Raw genomic sequence first — 16731 nt, forward strand, 5'->3', positions numbered from 1 at the left:
AGATGAACATCGCGATCGCAGACGATCATCCATTATTTCGCGGCGGCGTCCGCACCCTGCTGGAGGCGACGGACGATCTCGTCGTCGTCGGCGAGGCCGGCACCGGCGCCGAGGCGATCCGCCTCGCGGAGACGGTGCGCCCGGACGTCTTGGTGCTCGACCTGCGTCTTCCGGATGTGAACGGCATCGAAGTCGCCGAACGGCTGACGGCACAACTGCCCGACCTGCGCATTCTGATTCTGTCGATGCACAAGGACGACAAGCGATTCTCGCGGCGATGAAGGCGGGAGCGCGCGGGTATATGCTGAAGGAGGTCGACGGCGCCGAACTGCTCCAATCGATCCGCATGGTCGGAAGCGGCCACGCCGTGTTCGGCGCCGAGGTGGCGACCCGGCTCGCCGGCTTGTTCGAGCGGAAGCCGGAGCCGTTCGCCGGCTTGCTGACCGGCCGGGAGCGAGAGGTGCTTCGCTGCCTCGCGGCCGGCGACGGCAACGCCGCTATCGCCGTGCGGCTTCACCTGAGCGTAAAGACGGTCGCGAACCATGTCGCGAACATCCTGAACAAGCTGCAGGTGTCGGATCGAAGCGAGGCGCGGCGATTGGCGCAGTCGTACGGCGCGGAGTGCAACGCCGATTCCTGACGGCGGGCGCTCGTCAACGCGGCTGACATCCCTTCCGCGTCCGGAATTTTCCAGATCCGGGAAACCCTATCCCCCCGGCGGCGTATACTTACGTAATGCTCCGACTCGCCTCGGGAATGGAGGGATTAGATGTACTTTTTATTTTGGACGCTCGTGCTGGTCGTCGGGATCTATTTTCTATATCAGAACCGGGACCAGAAGGAAGATTGGTTGGTATTAAAACTTGTGGGGTATTACTTCTTAGGAAGCTTCCATTTCAATTTGAACGGCCTGGTGCTTCCGCTCGGCTTCGCGGTCAGCTTGTTCCTCAAACCTAGGGAGAACCGGGCCGTGAAACGAGGGGCCGCTATCTTCGGACTCGTCATGATGATTATCGGATTGATCCTCCGATGAGAAAACAGGGGCGACGCCGCAATTCGGCATCGCCCCTGTTCCGCGTTACGACCGCTTCTCGACGTTCACGACGTAAGACGCCGTAAACACTTCGCCGCGATGCTGGAACTGTCCCCAAATCTTATAGATCCCGGCCTTCGGGAACGTCGTCTCGAACTTCGCCTCCGGCCCGGTCCCCTGGTCCGCCTCGGCGTGGACATGCACGTACCGTTCGCCTTCCTCCGACAGCACGACGACATGCCCGATCGCGCCGAGGTACGGCTCGAGGTCCGAGATCGGCTCGCCGGTCGCCTCGTCCGCCAGGGAGAACGTCAGCGTCGCCTCCTCCCCTGCGACCAGTCCTTCCGCCGCAAGCGCGACCCGCTTCCCCGCGACGATCTTGTTCAGACTTTCGTCGGGAACGACGGCTTCGGAGGCGGCCGGCGCGCCGCCGACCTCCGCCCATGTCAGCTTCGTCATCGCGTCGCCGTCGGTCGGCTTGAAGTCGGCGATGAGCCGGTACGCCCCGCCGGCAGGAAAGACGTTCGAAATTTCGAAGACGCCTTCTCCCCTATACTCCGGATGGATGTGATTGAAATACGATAAGTCCTTGCTGACGACGATCAAGTGCAGCAGCTTCTCGTGATTCAGGTCGAACGCTTCGACCGGCGTCCCTTCCTTCGTCGCAAGCTGGAGTCGAATCGACGCGTCTTCGCCTGCCTCCCCATCCACGGACCACGCCGCTTCTACGGAATCCGCCATCAATCGGTCGCTCGCCACGGCCACTTCCTCGGTTTCCCAAGACGACTGGGCGCCGCCGCAGCCGGTCAGCGCAAACGAGATGGCCGCCGCCGCAATTCCCATTCCTAATTTATTCATATCGCAATGCCTCGCTTAACGGAGTTTTCGCGGCGCGGGACGCCGGGGTGAAGCTGGACAGCAGACTGACGAGCAGCCCGAACGCGCAGACGGCGGACAGAATCATCCAAGAGATGCCGAAGCGGTACGTCAACGTGTTAATGGACAAGAACGTCGACGTCATGTAGATGAGCAGGATCCCGAACGCGCAGCCGATGACGGTCGCGGAGAGACCGATGCCGAAGCCTTCCAGCATGACCATGCGGATCAGCTGGCCGCGCGTCACGCCGACGGCTCGCATCATGCCGAGCTCGCGCACGCGCTCCATAATGTTCATTAGCATCGTATTCGTAATGCCGATGCCCGAGATGACGATCGAGAGCACGATCAGGAAGTTGACGACGCTGAACGATCCCGTGTAGGTCGCGCCGACGACCGACACCCAGTCCTCCGGTCCGAACATCGATTCGATGCGAGAGCCGAAGCGGTCGAACACGTTTTCCCGCAGCTGCAGCGGAGAGATCCGGTCGTCCTTCAACACGAGCGCGTTCCGTTCGTACTTTAACCCGAAATGATCGCGGAACGCCTCGTCCCCCATGAACGCGCCGAACCCGCTGTTCTTCATCGTCTCGACGACGGCGACGACCGTGAACGATCGCGGCCCCTTGAGCGTATCGAGCATGATCGTCTCCCCGATCTTGCCGCCCCATACCTCGAGCGCGACGCGATCCATGAGCAGCTCGTCGGCGCCTAACTTCCCGACTAACGCGCTCTGCGCTTCCCCGCCCGCCGTAAACAGCGGGAACCGGTCGATCCATTCCGCCCCGACGCCGTACACGGGCAGGTTGCGCTTCTGACCGTCCAGCTCCCAGACCGCGAGATGCAGCGGATACGTCTGCGCGTCCGCGACGCCTTCCGTCGCCCGCAGCTCCTCGAGGTCGGTCGGCTCGATATGATGCAGCATCACGTCCAGGTTGCCGCCGTAGGAGGAATAGATGACTCGCTCATACGTCTGGATCAAAGCGGAATTGAGCGAGCTCATCAACAAGATCATCGCGATTCCGAGACACAGGACGACCGACGTCATCGAGGTGCGGCCAAGGTTGCGTTCGAGGTTGCGAGACGCCACGACGCCGCCGAATCCGAACAGCGCCCGGTACGCCGGCTTGAGCAGCGCGGCGAACGCCTTGAACAGGTACGGGAACACGAGGGCGACGCCGAGCAGCAGCGGCACGACCAACAGCAGGTGCTTAATGAACAACGCGGAGACGATCAGCAGCCCGCCGACCGCGCCCCGCCAGCGCGGCAGCGTCGAGCTCGAAGCCGCGGTTTCCTTCAACGCCGCGATCACGCTCACCTTGCCGGCCTGCCGAATCGGCGCCAGCGACGCCGCGATCGGCACGACGATACCCGCCGCGATCGAGACGAGCAATCCCTTCGTAAGCTCCATGCCGCTTTCGTCGTATACGCCGAAGATCATGAAGATGACGGACTTCAGCAGCAGCGCCAGCCCATAGCCGATGATCGCTCCAGCGGTCGTCCCCGCCGCCGACAACAGCAGCACCTCGTACAACACGAATCTGCGGAGCTGCCCGGGCGTATACCCGATCGTCTTCAGCGCGGCGAACTCGTTCTTGCGCTCTTGAATGCTGACGTACAAGCTGTTGAAAATGACGAACGCGCTCAGCGCGATCCCGAGACACCCGGCGATGTACAGCACTAGGAAGAACGTGTCCGCGTCTTTGAACTGCGCTTCCGTATTGAGAAGGATCGGCTGCAGGTAGACGCTGTCGTCCTTCTTGACCCGCTCGTCGAGCCTCGCTTCCGTCTGCGCCGCATCCGCTCCCGGCAGCAGCTTGATCTGCACGCTCTCGATCTCTCCGGTTCTGTCGAACCATTCCTGGACGAGATCGAGCGGTACGGCCACCGTCCAAGGGTGATACTTCGCCATCATCCAGTTCGACGGCCCCATCAGGTCCGCCGTATACCGCACGATCGCGTCGATGCGGATCTCCTGGACGCCTGCATCCGTCTCGATCGCGATCGGGTCGCCCACCTTCGCGTTCCAGACGCCGGCCGTCCGGTCGGTAATGACCGCGCCGTCCTCGGTCAGCGTGCCGTCGAGAACCTTGTATCCCGTCAGCGGCGTATCCAGGCGGCTGTAGCCTTTGAGATCGACGCGTTTTTGGATCGCGGCGATGTCTTCGTTTTCCAAAACGAGGTTGGACGCCTGTTTCATCGTCGCGATGGATACCGCGCCTTCGATCTGTTGAACGTCCTGAAGCACGTCCTCGGAGAAGTACGGTTCGGTTCCGTTGATCGAGAAGTCCGCCTTGCCGAACGCCGCCTTCATATACAGCGGGAACGCCTTCTTCGCGGTGTCGACCGAGGCGATGACCCCGAACGTCGAAGCGACCCCGATGACGATCGAGACGACCGTGAGCAGCGTGCGCAGCTTCCGGCGCATCAAATTGCGCCATGCGATCTGCCAGAGATTCACTTGCGACCCGCCCCTTCCATGGCGTCTTCCACGACCGCCCCGTCTCGAAGCGTAATGATGCGGTCCGCCGTCTCCGCCGCGTGCCGATCGTGGGTCACCATGACGACGGTGATGCCTTCTTCCTGATTCAGCCGCGACAGCAGCTTCAAGATATCTTCCCCGTTCTGTCGATCGAGGTTGCCCGTCGGTTCGTCCGCCAAAATAAGCGCCGGCTTCATCGCGAGCGCTCGGGCGATCGCTACGCGCTGCTGCTGGCCGCCGCTAAGCTGGGACGGGTAGCTCGACGCCTTCCCTTCCAGATTCACTTCGCGAATCAGTCGGGCGACCGTCCGGTCGATCTCCGCCTTCGGCGTGTGATTCGCGGCGAGCGCAAGCGCGATGTTCTCCGCGACCGTCATCATCGGGAGCAGCTGATAATTTTGGAACACGAAGCCGACCTTCGTCCGTCGGAACAGCGTTCGCCCTTTCTCGTCCAGCCGCTCCAGCCGAACTCCGTCGATCTCGACGCTGCCTGACGTCGGCAGGTCGAGCCCGCCGAGAATTTGCAGCAGCGTGCTCTTCCCCGAGCCGCTCGGCCCCATGACGGCGATGAACTCGCCTTTCCCGATCGTTACGTCCGCATCCCGCAGCGCCGCAAAGTTGCCGGCCTCGAGCGCGAACTCCTTGGATACTTTTTCTACGCGAATCATTGCTTTGTCTTCCTCCTCTGAATAAGTTCATCCGATACGCTTTCGGTCTGAACTCATCATAAACCCGGAGGCGACCGCCGAACGCGCAAACGATGCGGCGCCGCCCGCAACAATTTGCGGTCGACGCGCAAAATCTATCCGTCTCCCGCCACATCCGCCGCACCCCCGCCGACCGCCGAGACACATTACTGCGTCAATTGGGGAGGAACTCCCCAATTTTTGCACCACGACGCACCATATATTGAGGAATCCCGCCACATCCGCCGCACATTCGCCGCACTCCCGCCGACCACCAAGACACTTTACTGCGTCAATTGGGGAGGGACTCCCCAATTTTCGCACCACGCCGCACCATATATTGAGGAATCCCGCCACATCCGCCGCACCCCCGCCGCCCGCCTCCCCCTGACTGCCAACGCATAAAAAAAAGCCGCCCCGCGCTTGCGGGGCAGCTCATATCTACCTTTCGTACCAATAGCCGGGAATACCCTTCGTCAACCGAAGCAGCGCTTCGAGATAATAATAGTCTCCCCAGATCATATAATCGTCCGGGCCTAAGCCGCCGCGAACATGGTAGGAGCCGTGCTTGATCAAGCCCTCTTCCTCCGGCTCGCCGATGGAGGCGTAGTTGGCTACCAACGACTTCATCGACCGCTCGACGGCTTCGTTCAGCCAATCTCGGTCGGCGTCGTCCGCATCCAGGTGGCCGACGATTTCCAGCATGCCGCAGGCCGCGATGGCGGACGCCGAGCTGTCGCGCGGGGTGCCCGGCTCGACCGGCGCGTCGAAATCCCAATACGCGACGAAGTCCTCCGGCAGATGGTCGACGAAGTACCGCGCCGCCCGCTTGGCCGTCTCCAAATACGCGGGATCGCCCGTGTACCGGTACGACAGCGCGAAGCCGTAAATCGCCCATGCCTGCCCGCGGGTCCACGTGGAGCCGTCGTGGAAGCCTTGGTGCGTCCCCCCTCGTATCGGCTTCCCGTCCGCCGGATCGAAATAAAACGTATGGTACGACGAATCGTCCCCTCGCATCAGGTAACGTCGGCTCTTCTCCGCGTGAAGGACGGCCCGCTCCCGATACCGATCGTCGTTCGTCTGCGCATGCGCCCAATAGAGCAGCGGGAGGTTCATCATGCAATCGACGATGATGCGGCCGCCGTTCTGCGGATCTCCCTCCGGCCCCCACGCTTGGAGGTAGCGGCCGTCTTCCCGCCAGCGGGTCATCAGATGCTCGGCCGCGTCGAGCGCCAGCCGACGGCCGGCTTCGTTGCGATCTACGATCCAGGACGCCAACGCCGATGGGAGATATAGAAACCCGATGTCGTGATGATCCAGATTTCGCTTCGCCGTAAGCCGTTCCCGGTAATCCTCCACGTGGCGCAAGCCGGTTTCCTTAAACAAAGGATCGCCCGTGTATTCGTAACAAAGCCAGATCATCCCGGTATAGAACCCCTCGATCCAATCCCGATTGATTCCCCAATCGTATCGTCGCTCCGTCGTAATGTGCGGGAACTGCATCGGGAAGGTTTCGATGTTTCGTTTCGTCTTCTGTACGGCGTCTTCGATGGCGCGCTGCCACATGCGTAATTCCTCCTTCATGATGCCTTACGGCTTCGGGGTCCTTACTTCGATCGTCATCGTGCGGGTCAGGCCGTATTCATGGTCCGTCACCGTCAATTCGGCGGTTCCCGGCTTCTTCCCGAGCGCCTTGTCCCCGTCCTTCACGGATAACACGGTCTCGTCGCTGCTCGCGAACGTCGCGTTCTCCGCAACCGTCAGGCTTCCGTCGGCGTACCGAAGCAGCGCGGACAGCGCGTGCTGCTCGCCCGGCTTCCAAACCGCGGGAACGTCCGCTCGAACCGAGATCGGCGTCGGCCGGAAGATGCCGACCTCCGTGATGTTGTTCCACCGGCTCGTCGAATTGCCGTATCCGGTAATCCGCACGTACCGAGCCTCCGTACCGTCGAAATGAAATACCTCGGGCTCCGCCGTTACGCCCGAGCTGACCCCGTCGGCGTACGCGGCGTTCCACTGGATGCCGTCGAGCGAGGTCGATATGGAAAAGTACGCCTTGCGGACGTCGCCGCTGAAGAACGCGATCGAAACGGCTCCGACTTCCCGCGCCTCCCCGAGGTCGTATTGAATCCAATGCTCGCCTTCCGATGTCCAACGCGTGAACAGGTCGCCGTCCAGCGTCTTCTCCGGCGTATACCCCAGGTTCGCTTGCGGCGCGGAGCTGGCCGTCGCGCCGACGACCGGCCAGCGATTGACGTCCGGCGGGTCGCCGACGATCGGGCCGCGCACGAACGCCACCGTATATCGGTTCTTCAACGAAGGATTGGCCGGATCCGTGACGTACACGAACGTCCGTCCCGGAAGCTCGGTCGCTTCGACGACGGTCAGATCGGAAGCGGATGCCGCTTCGACGCGAGGGACGACCGTCTCCTCGAACGGGAACACGACCTCGTAATACGTTCGCCGCGGATCGAAGCCCTCGATCGGAACGCCGTTCGCGGAGATCGAGCTCGCCGTCGGCAGCGCCGGCCGTACCGGCAGCTCGCCGTCCGGAATCGACCACGCGTCCAGCGGCGTAAACCCGGGCGCCGATAACGGCAGCGGGTCCTCTTCGTAGAGCGGCGCCATCCAGACGGATAAATTCGCTTCGCTGGCGTTCGTCATATGAACGGCCAGCTTCCGAACGCCGCGATTGGCCGACTGTCCTTCCGGGTTCGGCGTTCCGGGCAGCGGCTCGGCCTTCATCTCCGAGAAGACCGCTCCCGCGGGAGCTTCTACCATTTTCACATAGAGCTTCTTATCGTTCTTCGTCAGGATCGCGGCCCGGCCGCCTTCGAGTATCGAAATCGTGGCCCCCGTGTGCATGAACCAATAGATGTCCGACGGTCCCTTCAGCCTGATCTCGTCCTGCAAAATCAGCTGCGAGCGGTCCGCGGTCAGCATCATGCCCCGCTTGAAGGACACGGCATCGTTCGGATACCGTTCCGTTAGGTCCAAGACGCCGTATGCGCCGCGCGGTTTGGATTCGCTGCGCACGAGCAAGGCCGGGGCGTCGTAATCCTGCATATGAACCGGGTTGCTCAGCGGATTGATGACGACCGTGTTATGGCCTTGGGTGCCCTTCCGGTAATACGTCCATCGCGTCCCTTCCGCATATTGCCAGAAGCCCGGCAGGTTGTAGTTTTCGTTGCCGAGATCGAGCGCCCACCGTTCGCCGAGCGCGTCGAACACGAACGTCCCGGCGTCCAGGTCGTTGTGGCTGAGCATCGTCTCGTTCAAGCCTCTCATAGCGGCGTACGCGGCGTTCGGGTCGTTCCAGCCGCTGCGCATGGCGATCGCTTCGATGCCGCTGAACGTCCGATCCGGCGAAGAAGGCCAGACGTCGAACATGCCGGGTTTATAAAACAGCAGGTACAGCGGCGAGTACAAGCCTTGATCCCGATACAGCTCGCCCGCCAGCGACGCGTATTCGGGTTTCCCATAGAAGTCGGCCAACCACAAAGACTGCGGGTACGTCTCGAGGATGTCCCCGTCGCCGAAGTTGAACGTGCCTTCCGGCCCCCGCAAATACACGGGGTACGCGCCGAACGCCTCCATGCCTTCCAGCTCGCTCAGTCCGTAGTCCGTACCGAGCGACGAATGCATCGCCGACATGAAGAGGAACAGCGGCATCGTCCCGTACTGGAAATAGCTCGGCCCCTCCGGCCACGAGCCGTCCTCCGTCAAGTGGCGCAGCACGATCTGAAGCTTGCGATAGGCGCCTTGCAGCGCTTCGTTCGCTTCCGCCCGGATTTGTTCTCCGTCCTCGTTCAGCAAGGCCAACGCCAATACGCCGTAGCTGCCGTTATTGACGAGGTTAATATTGTTGGTATCCGTAATGTTGAATTGTCCGCGGTACCAACCTAGCGCATGGCTGAAAATGTGTTCGCTGACGGTCTCTTCCACGACCCGGCGTTGCTCCGGGGTCATCTCGTGATAAAGCCAATCGTACGCCAGACCGGTCGTATAGGCGATGTACGTCAGCGACAGCATGCTGTTCGTCCGCCCCGGCCAAGCGCTCTCCGGGATCGTGGCCATATACTGAAGGTGCTCGATCGCCCTGTCCGCGTAGGTCTTGTCCCCGGTCAACTGGAACAGCAGGGCGGCGTTCAGCAGTTGGTTCGTGTTAAAGCCGTTGTCCTCCGCTTCGAGGAAAGGAGCGGTACCCCGCACGAGTCGTTCGAACCATTCGGTCATATACGGGTCCGTCCCGATCAGACTGCGCGCATAGGCGAAATCCTCGGCGTCGGCGACGACGCGCGGGTGGACGTTGCCCAAGGCGGCGTCGTTCAAGTCGGCGGCGAAGTCGGCCGCCTCCGGAACGACGAACACCTTCGCCTTCGCTTCCGTCGACAGACCGTTCGCAGCCGTCGCCGTCACATGAAGCGTATCGTATCCGGTAAAGCCCGGCGCAGGCGTATAGACGAAGGTGCCGTCCGGTTGAACGACAAGCTCGCCCTGGGTTTCCGACGATCCGGATTTCGTCCAGACCACGGCTTCCGCCGACGGGCGAACGACCTTCCCGAGCTTGCCGGTCAAAGTCGCGCCCTTCGGCGTCGAATACCACTGCAAATCCAATGTCGGCGGCGCAAGGATCGGCTCGACCGCGATCGACGCTTTCCCGAATTTCGGACCGCCGCCCGCAACCCCGCCGACCTTAAATACGAATTCGTCGGGACCGGTATAATTGCGCGTCGGATAATACCGGAAGCTGCCGTCCGGCTCGACCGTCACCGTGCCGTGCCGCGGATCGATCGCCTTCTCGAAGACGATCGGCGCGCCGCCGTCGTCCCTCGCCGTCAATCTCCCGGTTAGCTCCCCGTTCTCGACCACCGTCCCTGAATAAGGCTCCACGGTCAACGACGGGGACGGATCGATCGTCACGACCGCGTTTCGGGTTTCGTTCGTCTCGAGCGCCGTCGCGGAGACGATCGAATACCCTGCCGCGTGCGCGGTGACGAGGCCGTTCGCATCCACGGAGACGGCCGCCGGATCGGAAGAACTCCAGCGCACGTTCCGATTCGTAGCGTTCTCCGGCGTAACGATCGCCGAGAGCTGTGCCGTGCCGCCTGCGCCTAGCTCGACATAGTCGGGGGCCAGCGTAAAGCTCTCGACCGGGATGTGCTCCTGGATGGAGAAGTCGTCGAACCATACGGTCCCCGTGGAATTTTCCAGGAACGCCTCCACCTTCGTGACCGGAGCGGAAGGGTTGTCCGTCGTATCCGGCAGACCGACGACCCGGCTGAAATACGTCCAGTCCGTCGTGCCGCGGAGGTTGTTCGCCAGCTCGACGATCGCGCTTTGCCCGCCGTCCCGTTTATATTGGAAACGCACGTAGGCCGTATTGGAGACGTTCTCCGTCTTCACCCAGCCGCTGATCAAGTACGGCTGGCCGATCTTCATCGTGCGAATCTCCTGCACGACGGCGCCGCGGCTGACGGTCGGCGGCGCGCCGTCGATGCGTACCGACCTCGAACCGCTTCGGTACGTCTCCGAATCGACGGCGAACGCCGGATTGCCGCTCGCCTTCCAAGCGGAAGCATGAGCGGGACCGATCCCGTTCGTCCATCCGCTCGAAGCCTGCACCGCCTCGAAGCCGCCGTTCGGCAGCAGATTGCCAGTCGGCGCTTCATCCGGAACGACCTCGAACAGCTTCAGGTCGTCGTACCAGACGGAGCCGGTAGTGTTCTCCAGGAAGCCCTCGAAGCTGAACTTGACGGCGCCTGCCGGAATCGTAAACTCCTTCCGGATCGACGTCCAATCGTTCGTTCCTCGAAGCGACGTCGTGTAGTTCAGTGCCCCGATCCTGGACCCGGAGCCATTGAGAAATTGGTAGCGGCCGTACGCTTGCCCGTTCTCGATCAGCCCTTCGGTCTTCTGCCAAAACTGGAGAACGAACGACTTCCCTTCCTGCCCGGGCGCAAGATCCACGACTTGCTTCGCCGAGCCGCGGCTGACGGCATCGGCGCTGATCCGGAACGATCTCGTCCCTTCCTTGTAGACCGAGTCGGTCACGCTGAACGCGGGCGTCCCCGAATACCGGATCGCATCCCAGCCCGGCGCGCTCCCGTTCTCGTGCGCGGTCTCGAAGCCGCCGTTGGCGAATAAATTCCCTCCCTCCGCCGCTTGCGCGTACTCTGCCGAACCGACGGCCGCCGACAGGCTCGGGATCGCCAAGCAAATCGACAGCCACAAGGCTACACTCTTCCTCAAGGCTCGTAACGCTGCTGCGCTCATCCGTCCATCCTCCCTCTCGCGTGAATGTGCTTTCAACACCCACACTATAAAGGAAAAGGAAGCGCACGGAACACTATCTATCCTTATCCTCGGCTATCCATTGCCAAGGTTTACGCGTTCTTGCTCTCGGCCCCGCGGATCATCTCCCGATATTTCCCCGGCGTAATGCCTTCCAGCTTCTTAAATACGCGGATGAAGCCGATATCGTTCGCGTACCCGATGTGCTGCGCGATTTGCATCATCGTGAGATTCGTCTCGGCGAGCAGCTTCTTCGCCACCTGCATCCGGCTGTCTACGATGAATTCGTTCAGATTCACCCGGTTTTGCTTCTTGAAGAAGCCGGAGATGTATTGCGGCGCCATGCCGAAGTGATCCGCGATCGAGGTTAAGCTAAGATTGTTGTCCAGGACGCGCTCGCCGATATACCGCTTGATCCGCTCGTTCAGCAGGTCGCCTTGATCGGTTCGCGCGCCGTTGACGTTGCTGCATATCAATCGGCAAAGCTCTTTCGTCTTCTGCAGCATCTCTTGCACCGAAGTATTGTCCATAATATAACGAATCGGATCGATGCCTTGCAGCAGCTCCTTGCCGTCCAGCTTCAAGGCGTTCAACACCTTGATTACCGTGCTGAGCAAGTCGATCGCCAGAAACTTGCCCATCTCCGACGTCAGCTCGCCGGATACGACGTTAAGCTCGTACAGTTCGTCCAACAGGCGTTCCGCTTGCTCGGATTCCCCGCCCTTCAAGAAGTTCGCGAGCCGAATTTCGGCTTCCAACGGATATTGATAGTAGCCGTCCTTGATTTCCTTCGTTTGATCGTAATAGATAATGGAGCCGACGCCGTGAATGATCCGATAGTCGAGCGCGCTTAACGCTTCGCGATATCCCCGTTCGAAGCCTTGAATCCCCGGATGAATCGAGCTGGAAGCGATCGAGATTTGCATCCGGAACCGTTCGGTCGTGATTTCCTTCAGATCGGCGATCATCCCGTCTCGGAGGCGTCTTGCCTCTTCCTCCGAATCCGCTAAATTCAGCAGCAGCGCCAGCTGATTGCGTTCCGTCTCCACGACGTACCCGTTCCCGTCGATCAGGCCGCTGCTGAGATTGACGAGCACGAACCGGACGAGCGCCCATTCTTCTTCGCTGTCCTCTCTTCGAAACTCGCTGGAATCGTCGCAGGTGACGAGGACGACGCAGTTCAGCTTATGGGGAAGGTGGAGCCCCATGAAATCTATGGAGCTTTGTTCGATTTGGCTCGGCTCCGTCTGCCCGTTCAGCAGCCGGGTGAGGAAATGCGCGCGAACGACGGGCGCATGGTCCGCGAGCCGGTGCATCATTTCTTCCCGCTCCGCCAGGTTGCGCGCGATCGAAGATTTAATGAACTCGTATTCGTTGGAAACCGGCGGGGAACGTTCGGCGTTCCCGCTCAACAACGCGCTGACCATATCCCGAATCGGACCGTAGCTGCGGTAAGCCATCCAGTAGGCCGCCGCGGTGCCGATCAGCAGCACGACGATCAACATCGTCACGACCCAGTTCGTGATCTCGTTAATGCGCTGCAGCACGACTTCCTTCGGGATGAGCGAGATATATTTCCAACCGTTCACCCCGTGGGTGTACGACAGCATCATGTCTTGTCCGCTATGCTGGAACGAGAGGTAACCGGACGCAGGCGCGCCGGTCGGAAGTCCGTCCGGCAGCGCGCGCTGCCCCGTCGTCGATAAGATGACCCGCCCGGATTCGTCCACGATATACATGGACGCGCTATTCGCCCATTCGATCTGCTTCAGGAGCGCGAAGATGTGCTGTTCCTCGATCAGCATCACCAGCGTGGCCCGGACATTGTTGATTTCTCCGAGAGGCAGCGTCGTCGCGGTAGCGATTACATTTCTTTGGGACATCGTGCTCGATACCGCGGACTCGGAAGGCCAGAACGTCTTGAAGTGGTAGCCCGTGAGCAGCTTCTCCTTCACTTCTTCCGCCGTGTAGCCGCCATAGGGGGAAATCTTATCGAAATACGTTTGCGTATCCGTCTTGAGCGTAGGGGAGAGGATCATGTCCCGGTTTCGGTAATGGATATAAAATTCGCCGATCAAGCCGGTGCCGAAACGGAGGGTTTTCAGGGCCGCGACCGCTTCGGAATACTCCAAATACCGCTCGCCGTCGTTCAAATTCCATAACGCTTGGAGCTTCGGATGCGACGCGATTTGGATCGTCAACCGGTCGATATCCTGCATCTGGCCGTCGACGACTTGCCTGACCTGCTCCAGCATCGCCAGATTGGATCGGTTCGCGTTCTCCACCATCGTGCTCTTAATGTTCGAATAGAGAAACACGGAGATCGTTACCGGGATCAATAAAATGAGAAGGTAAGATAACCACAATGTCCAGAAGACGTTCTTCCGTCGTCTCATCCCACCGCCCCCTCATCTTGCTTTTCGTTCATGCTACCACAAGTTGCACCCTCGCTCAACGAACTTCCTGCTTGGGAACGGCCGGAAACCGGGGCTTCCGTCGAAAAGATAGTTGATGTGAAAATCGGATTGTTCGAAAATGAAGATCGGACAGTGCCGCCGCGGATCAGGCTATGGGCACGCCTCTCTCCCGCTACTATACTCAAGAGGCGGACGCGGAAAGAACGGTTCGCCGCAAATTAAAAAAAACGATGATTTATGATTAGGAGGGTCTGCGGAACATGGACATGAACAATTGGAAGTCGCTGTCGCGCACATCGGTCGGCATCATGATTACGGCTTTACTTGTGGTCGGCTGCAACACCTCGGGCACCGCGCCGGAGGAGCCGGCCGCGGAGAACGCGGGAACCGGCGGGGCCGGACAGACGGACGCGAATCAAGGCGATGCGGCCGAGGAAGTCGGTTACCCGAGCGAAATTACGTATTGGGTGCAGTTAAACCCGAACGTGGCCGCGACGATGAAAGATTACGGCGAAATCGCCGCTTATAAGAAGGTAGCCGAAATAACGGGCACCAAGGTCACGTTCCAACACCCGCCGGTAGGTCAGGAGAAGGATCAGTTCAACCTGATGATCGCTTCCGGCGAGCTTCCCGACGTCATCGAATATCCTTGGGCGACCGCTCCTAAGGGAGCCGACAGCTTAATTAAGGAAGGCCGCATCCTTCGCTTGAACGAGCTGATCGCCGAGCACGCGCCGAATTTAACGAAAGTGCTGGACGAAAATCCGGAGTACCGGAAGATGGTAACGACGGACGAGGGCAATATTTACGTCATGCCGTTCATCATGGGCGATCCGTCCTTGTCGGTCGTCCACGGGCCGATCGTTCGGGAGGATTGGCTGAAGAAGCTCGGTCTCGAGCAGCCGACGACGATCGCGGAATGGGAAGCGATGCTGACCGCGTTCCGGGACGGCGACCCGAACGGCAACGGCCAGAAGGACGAAATCCCGTTCCTCTTCAGCATCAACGACATCGACTTAGACCATCTGTTCGTAGGCGCTTGGGGCATTACGCAGGATTTCTATCAAGAGAACGGCACGGTGAAATACGGTCCGATTCAACCGGAATTTAAAGAATACTTAGCTACCTTGGCGAAGTGGTTCGGCGAAGGACTGATCGATCCGGACTTCGCGACGACGGACGGCAAGCTGAAGGACGCGAAGGTGACGGGCAATCAATTGGGCGCCTTCACCGGTTATCCGGGCAGCAGCATCGGCCGTTACATCGATCTCATGAAGGAAAACCCGGAATTTTCCTTGGTCGGTCCGACGTACCCGGCGCTGGAAGAGAGCGGTTACGCAATGGGCAACTATTCGTATCCGTTCTCCGGCATCGGCGCGGCGGTATCGGCTACGGCGGACAATCCGGAGCAAATCGTGAAGTGGCTCGATTATAAATACAGCGAAGAAGGCCATTTCCTGTTCAACTTCGGCATCGAAGGCGAAAGCTACACGATGGTCGACGGATACCCGACATATACGGATGCGATCTTGAAAAATCCGGACGGACTCCCGATTACGCAAGCGATGGCGAAATATTTCACGGCGAACTGGAGCGGCCCGTTCATTCAGGATAAGCGGTATATGGAGCAGTACTACCAGCTGGACCAACAGAAGCAAGCGAACAAAAACTGGTCCCAAGCCGATCACTCGAAGCAGCTGCCGCCGCTTACGCTGACGGCCGACGAAAGCTCGAAGACGGCTTCCATCATGAACGACGTCAAGACGTACCGCGACGAAATGATCAATCGATTCATTATGGGCGCGGAGCCGATCGACAACTTCGACAAATTCGTTTCGACGATCGAAAGCATGGGCATTCAGGAAGCGATCGCCGCGCGCCAAGCCGCGCTCGAGAGGTATAACGCTCGGAAGTAATCGCCCGAAGCGGTATCCGCATCCATCACCCCAACACAGGAGGGATCTACCATGTCCTTGATGCCGAGAAGAAAATCAGGTCCCCCTGTGACGGGGGTCGATAAGAACGCGTTCTCGTACCGCGCGTTCCGCGACCTGAAATTAAATAAATACATTTACGTCATGCTGGTTCCGGTCATCGCGTATTACGTCGTCTTCCTATACGGACCGATGTACGGCTTGCAGATCGCTTTCAAGGATTATTCGGCCGGAGCGGGCATGTGGAACAGCCCCTGGGTCGGCTTCAAACATTTCGAAAGCTTCTTCGAAAGCTATTATTTCTGGCGTCTGCTGCGGAATACGGTGCTGCTGAGCCTCTACGAGCTCGTCTTCGCTTTCCCCGCGTCCATTATTCTTGCGCTACTATTGAACGAGCTGCGGAGCAATCGATTTAAGCGAATGGTGCAGACGGTGACGTACATGCCCCATTTCATCTCCATCGTCGTCATCTCCGGCATGCTGGTCGACTTCTTGTCGCGCGACGGATTGATCAATAACGTCATCGCCATGTTCGGCTTCGAACGAACGGCCTTCCTCGGCGAAGCCGGGTGGTTCCGCTCGATCTATATTTCCTCGAACATCTGGCAGAGCGTCGGCTGGGGGTCCATCATTTACTTGTCCGCCATGTCGAGCATCGATCCTTCGCTCTACGAAGCGGCCCGAGTGGACGGAGCGAACCGGTGGAAGCAGACGCTTCACGTGACGATTCCCGGCATCATGCCGACGATCGTCATCCTGCTCATTCTGCAGATCGGAAGCTTCATGACGGTCGGAACGGAGAAAATTCTTCTCCTCTACAATCCGACGACGTACGAAACCGCCGACGTCATCGGGACGTTCCTGTACCGGAAGGGGATCTTGGAGGCGGATTACAGCTACAGCGCGGCGGTCGGCTTGTTCAACTCCGTCATCAACTTCGCGTTACTGGTTCTGGCCAATGCCGCCAGCAAGAAATCCGGAAACAATCTGTGGTAAAGGAGCAGGCGAC

The 16731-nt window shown here is 60.0% G+C and carries 11 protein-coding genes; 5 read left to right on the forward strand and 6 right to left on the reverse strand.

Going from position 1 to position 16731, the window contains the following annotated elements:
* Window positions 1-2 precede the first annotated feature (2 nt).
* The 3 genes from RIN49_RS07670 to RIN49_RS07680 all read left to right on the forward strand — a co-directional run bounded on the left by RIN49_RS07670 (window position 3) and on the right by RIN49_RS07680 (window position 1033).
* Window positions 3-281 carry a response regulator gene (locus RIN49_RS07670; RefSeq protein ID WP_309119582.1) on the forward strand — a complete coding sequence of 93 codons (279 nt, stop codon included), beginning with the start codon at window positions 3-5 and terminating at the stop codon, window positions 279-281.
* Window positions 282-301: 20 nt separating this feature from the next.
* A complete protein-coding gene (locus RIN49_RS07675) occupies window positions 302-640 on the forward strand; it encodes a response regulator transcription factor (RefSeq protein WP_309119583.1) in 339 nt (112 codons plus the stop codon).
* Between the two features lie 129 nt (window positions 641-769).
* On the forward strand, window positions 770-1033 hold the full coding sequence (locus RIN49_RS07680; RefSeq protein ID WP_309119584.1) for a hypothetical protein: 264 nt from the start codon (window positions 770-772) through the stop codon (window positions 1031-1033).
* Window positions 1034-1078: 45 nt separating this feature from the next.
* Here RIN49_RS07680 and RIN49_RS07685 read toward each other — a convergent pair whose 3' ends face one another.
* The 6 genes from RIN49_RS07685 to RIN49_RS07710 all read right to left on the reverse strand — a co-directional run bounded on the left by RIN49_RS07685 (window position 1079) and on the right by RIN49_RS07710 (window position 13767).
* Window positions 1079-1891, reverse strand: coding sequence for a hypothetical protein (locus RIN49_RS07685; protein WP_309119585.1), 813 nt, complete (start codon window positions 1889-1891; stop codon window positions 1079-1081).
* Complete coding sequence (locus tag RIN49_RS07690; RefSeq protein ID WP_309119586.1) at window positions 1884-4370, reverse strand: FtsX-like permease family protein; 2487 nt, start codon at window positions 4368-4370, stop codon at window positions 1884-1886. Before RIN49_RS07690 ends, RIN49_RS07685 begins: the two co-directional genes overlap by 8 nt.
* Window positions 4367-5059: an ABC transporter ATP-binding protein gene (locus RIN49_RS07695; protein ID WP_309119587.1), complete on the reverse strand. Its 693-nt coding sequence runs from the start codon at window positions 5057-5059 to the stop codon at window positions 4367-4369. The genes RIN49_RS07690 and RIN49_RS07695 overlap by 4 nt, the downstream gene beginning before the upstream one ends.
* A gap of 459 nt (window positions 5060-5518) precedes the next feature.
* The gene (locus tag RIN49_RS07700; RefSeq protein WP_309119588.1) at window positions 5519-6643 is read right to left on the reverse strand and encodes a glycoside hydrolase family 88 protein; all 1125 of its coding nucleotides are present in this window, start codon (window positions 6641-6643) and stop codon (window positions 5519-5521) included.
* A 24-nt stretch (window positions 6644-6667) separates the two neighbouring features.
* Window positions 6668-11353 (reverse strand): Ig-like domain-containing protein, encoded by a 4686-nt coding sequence (locus RIN49_RS07705; protein ID WP_309119589.1) that lies wholly within the window; start codon window positions 11351-11353, stop codon window positions 6668-6670.
* A gap of 110 nt (window positions 11354-11463) precedes the next feature.
* The gene (locus tag RIN49_RS07710; RefSeq protein ID WP_309119590.1) at window positions 11464-13767 is read right to left on the reverse strand and encodes an AraC family transcriptional regulator; all 2304 of its coding nucleotides are present in this window, start codon (window positions 13765-13767) and stop codon (window positions 11464-11466) included.
* A gap of 281 nt (window positions 13768-14048) precedes the next feature.
* Here RIN49_RS07710 and RIN49_RS07715 point away from each other — a divergent pair, with 281 nt between their 5' ends.
* On the forward strand, window positions 14049-15704 hold the full coding sequence (locus RIN49_RS07715; RefSeq protein WP_309119591.1) for a type 2 periplasmic-binding domain-containing protein: 1656 nt from the start codon (window positions 14049-14051) through the stop codon (window positions 15702-15704).
* A gap of 51 nt (window positions 15705-15755) precedes the next feature.
* Complete coding sequence (locus tag RIN49_RS07720) at window positions 15756-16718, forward strand: ABC transporter permease (protein WP_309119592.1); 963 nt, start codon at window positions 15756-15758, stop codon at window positions 16716-16718.
* Window positions 16719-16731: the final 13 nt, after the last annotated feature.

The organism is Paenibacillus sp. (assembly GCF_031177825.1).
Lineage (GTDB): Bacteria > Bacillota > Bacilli > Paenibacillales > YIM-B00363 > Paenibacillus_AE.

Bases quoted from the DNA above. Each gene is read 5' to 3' on its own strand.
- RIN49_RS07670 (WP_309119582.1), top strand. From the start codon at position 3: ATGAACATCGCGATCGCAGACGATCATCCATTATTTCGCGGCGGCGTC.
- RIN49_RS07675 (WP_309119583.1), top strand. From the start codon at position 302: ATGCTGAAGGAGGTCGACGGCGCCGAACTGCTCCAATCGATCCGCATG.
- RIN49_RS07680 (WP_309119584.1), top strand. From the start codon at position 770: ATGTACTTTTTATTTTGGACGCTCGTGCTGGTCGTCGGGATCTATTTT.
- RIN49_RS07685 (WP_309119585.1), bottom strand. From the start codon at position 1,891: ATGAATAAATTAGGAATGGGAATTGCGGCGGCGGCCATCTCGTTTGCG.
- RIN49_RS07695 (WP_309119587.1), bottom strand. From the start codon at position 5,059: ATGATTCGCGTAGAAAAAGTATCCAAGGAGTTCGCGCTCGAGGCCGGC.
- RIN49_RS07700 (WP_309119588.1), bottom strand. From the start codon at position 6,643: ATGTGGCAGCGCGCCATCGAAGACGCCGTACAGAAGACGAAACGAAAC.
- RIN49_RS07705 (WP_309119589.1), bottom strand. From the start codon at position 11,353: ATGAGCGCAGCAGCGTTACGAGCCTTGAGGAAGAGTGTAGCCTTGTGG.
- RIN49_RS07710 (WP_309119590.1), bottom strand. From the start codon at position 13,767: ATGAGACGACGGAAGAACGTCTTCTGGACATTGTGGTTATCTTACCTT.
- RIN49_RS07715 (WP_309119591.1), top strand. From the start codon at position 14,049: ATGGACATGAACAATTGGAAGTCGCTGTCGCGCACATCGGTCGGCATC.
- RIN49_RS07720 (WP_309119592.1), top strand. From the start codon at position 15,756: ATGTCCTTGATGCCGAGAAGAAAATCAGGTCCCCCTGTGACGGGGGTC.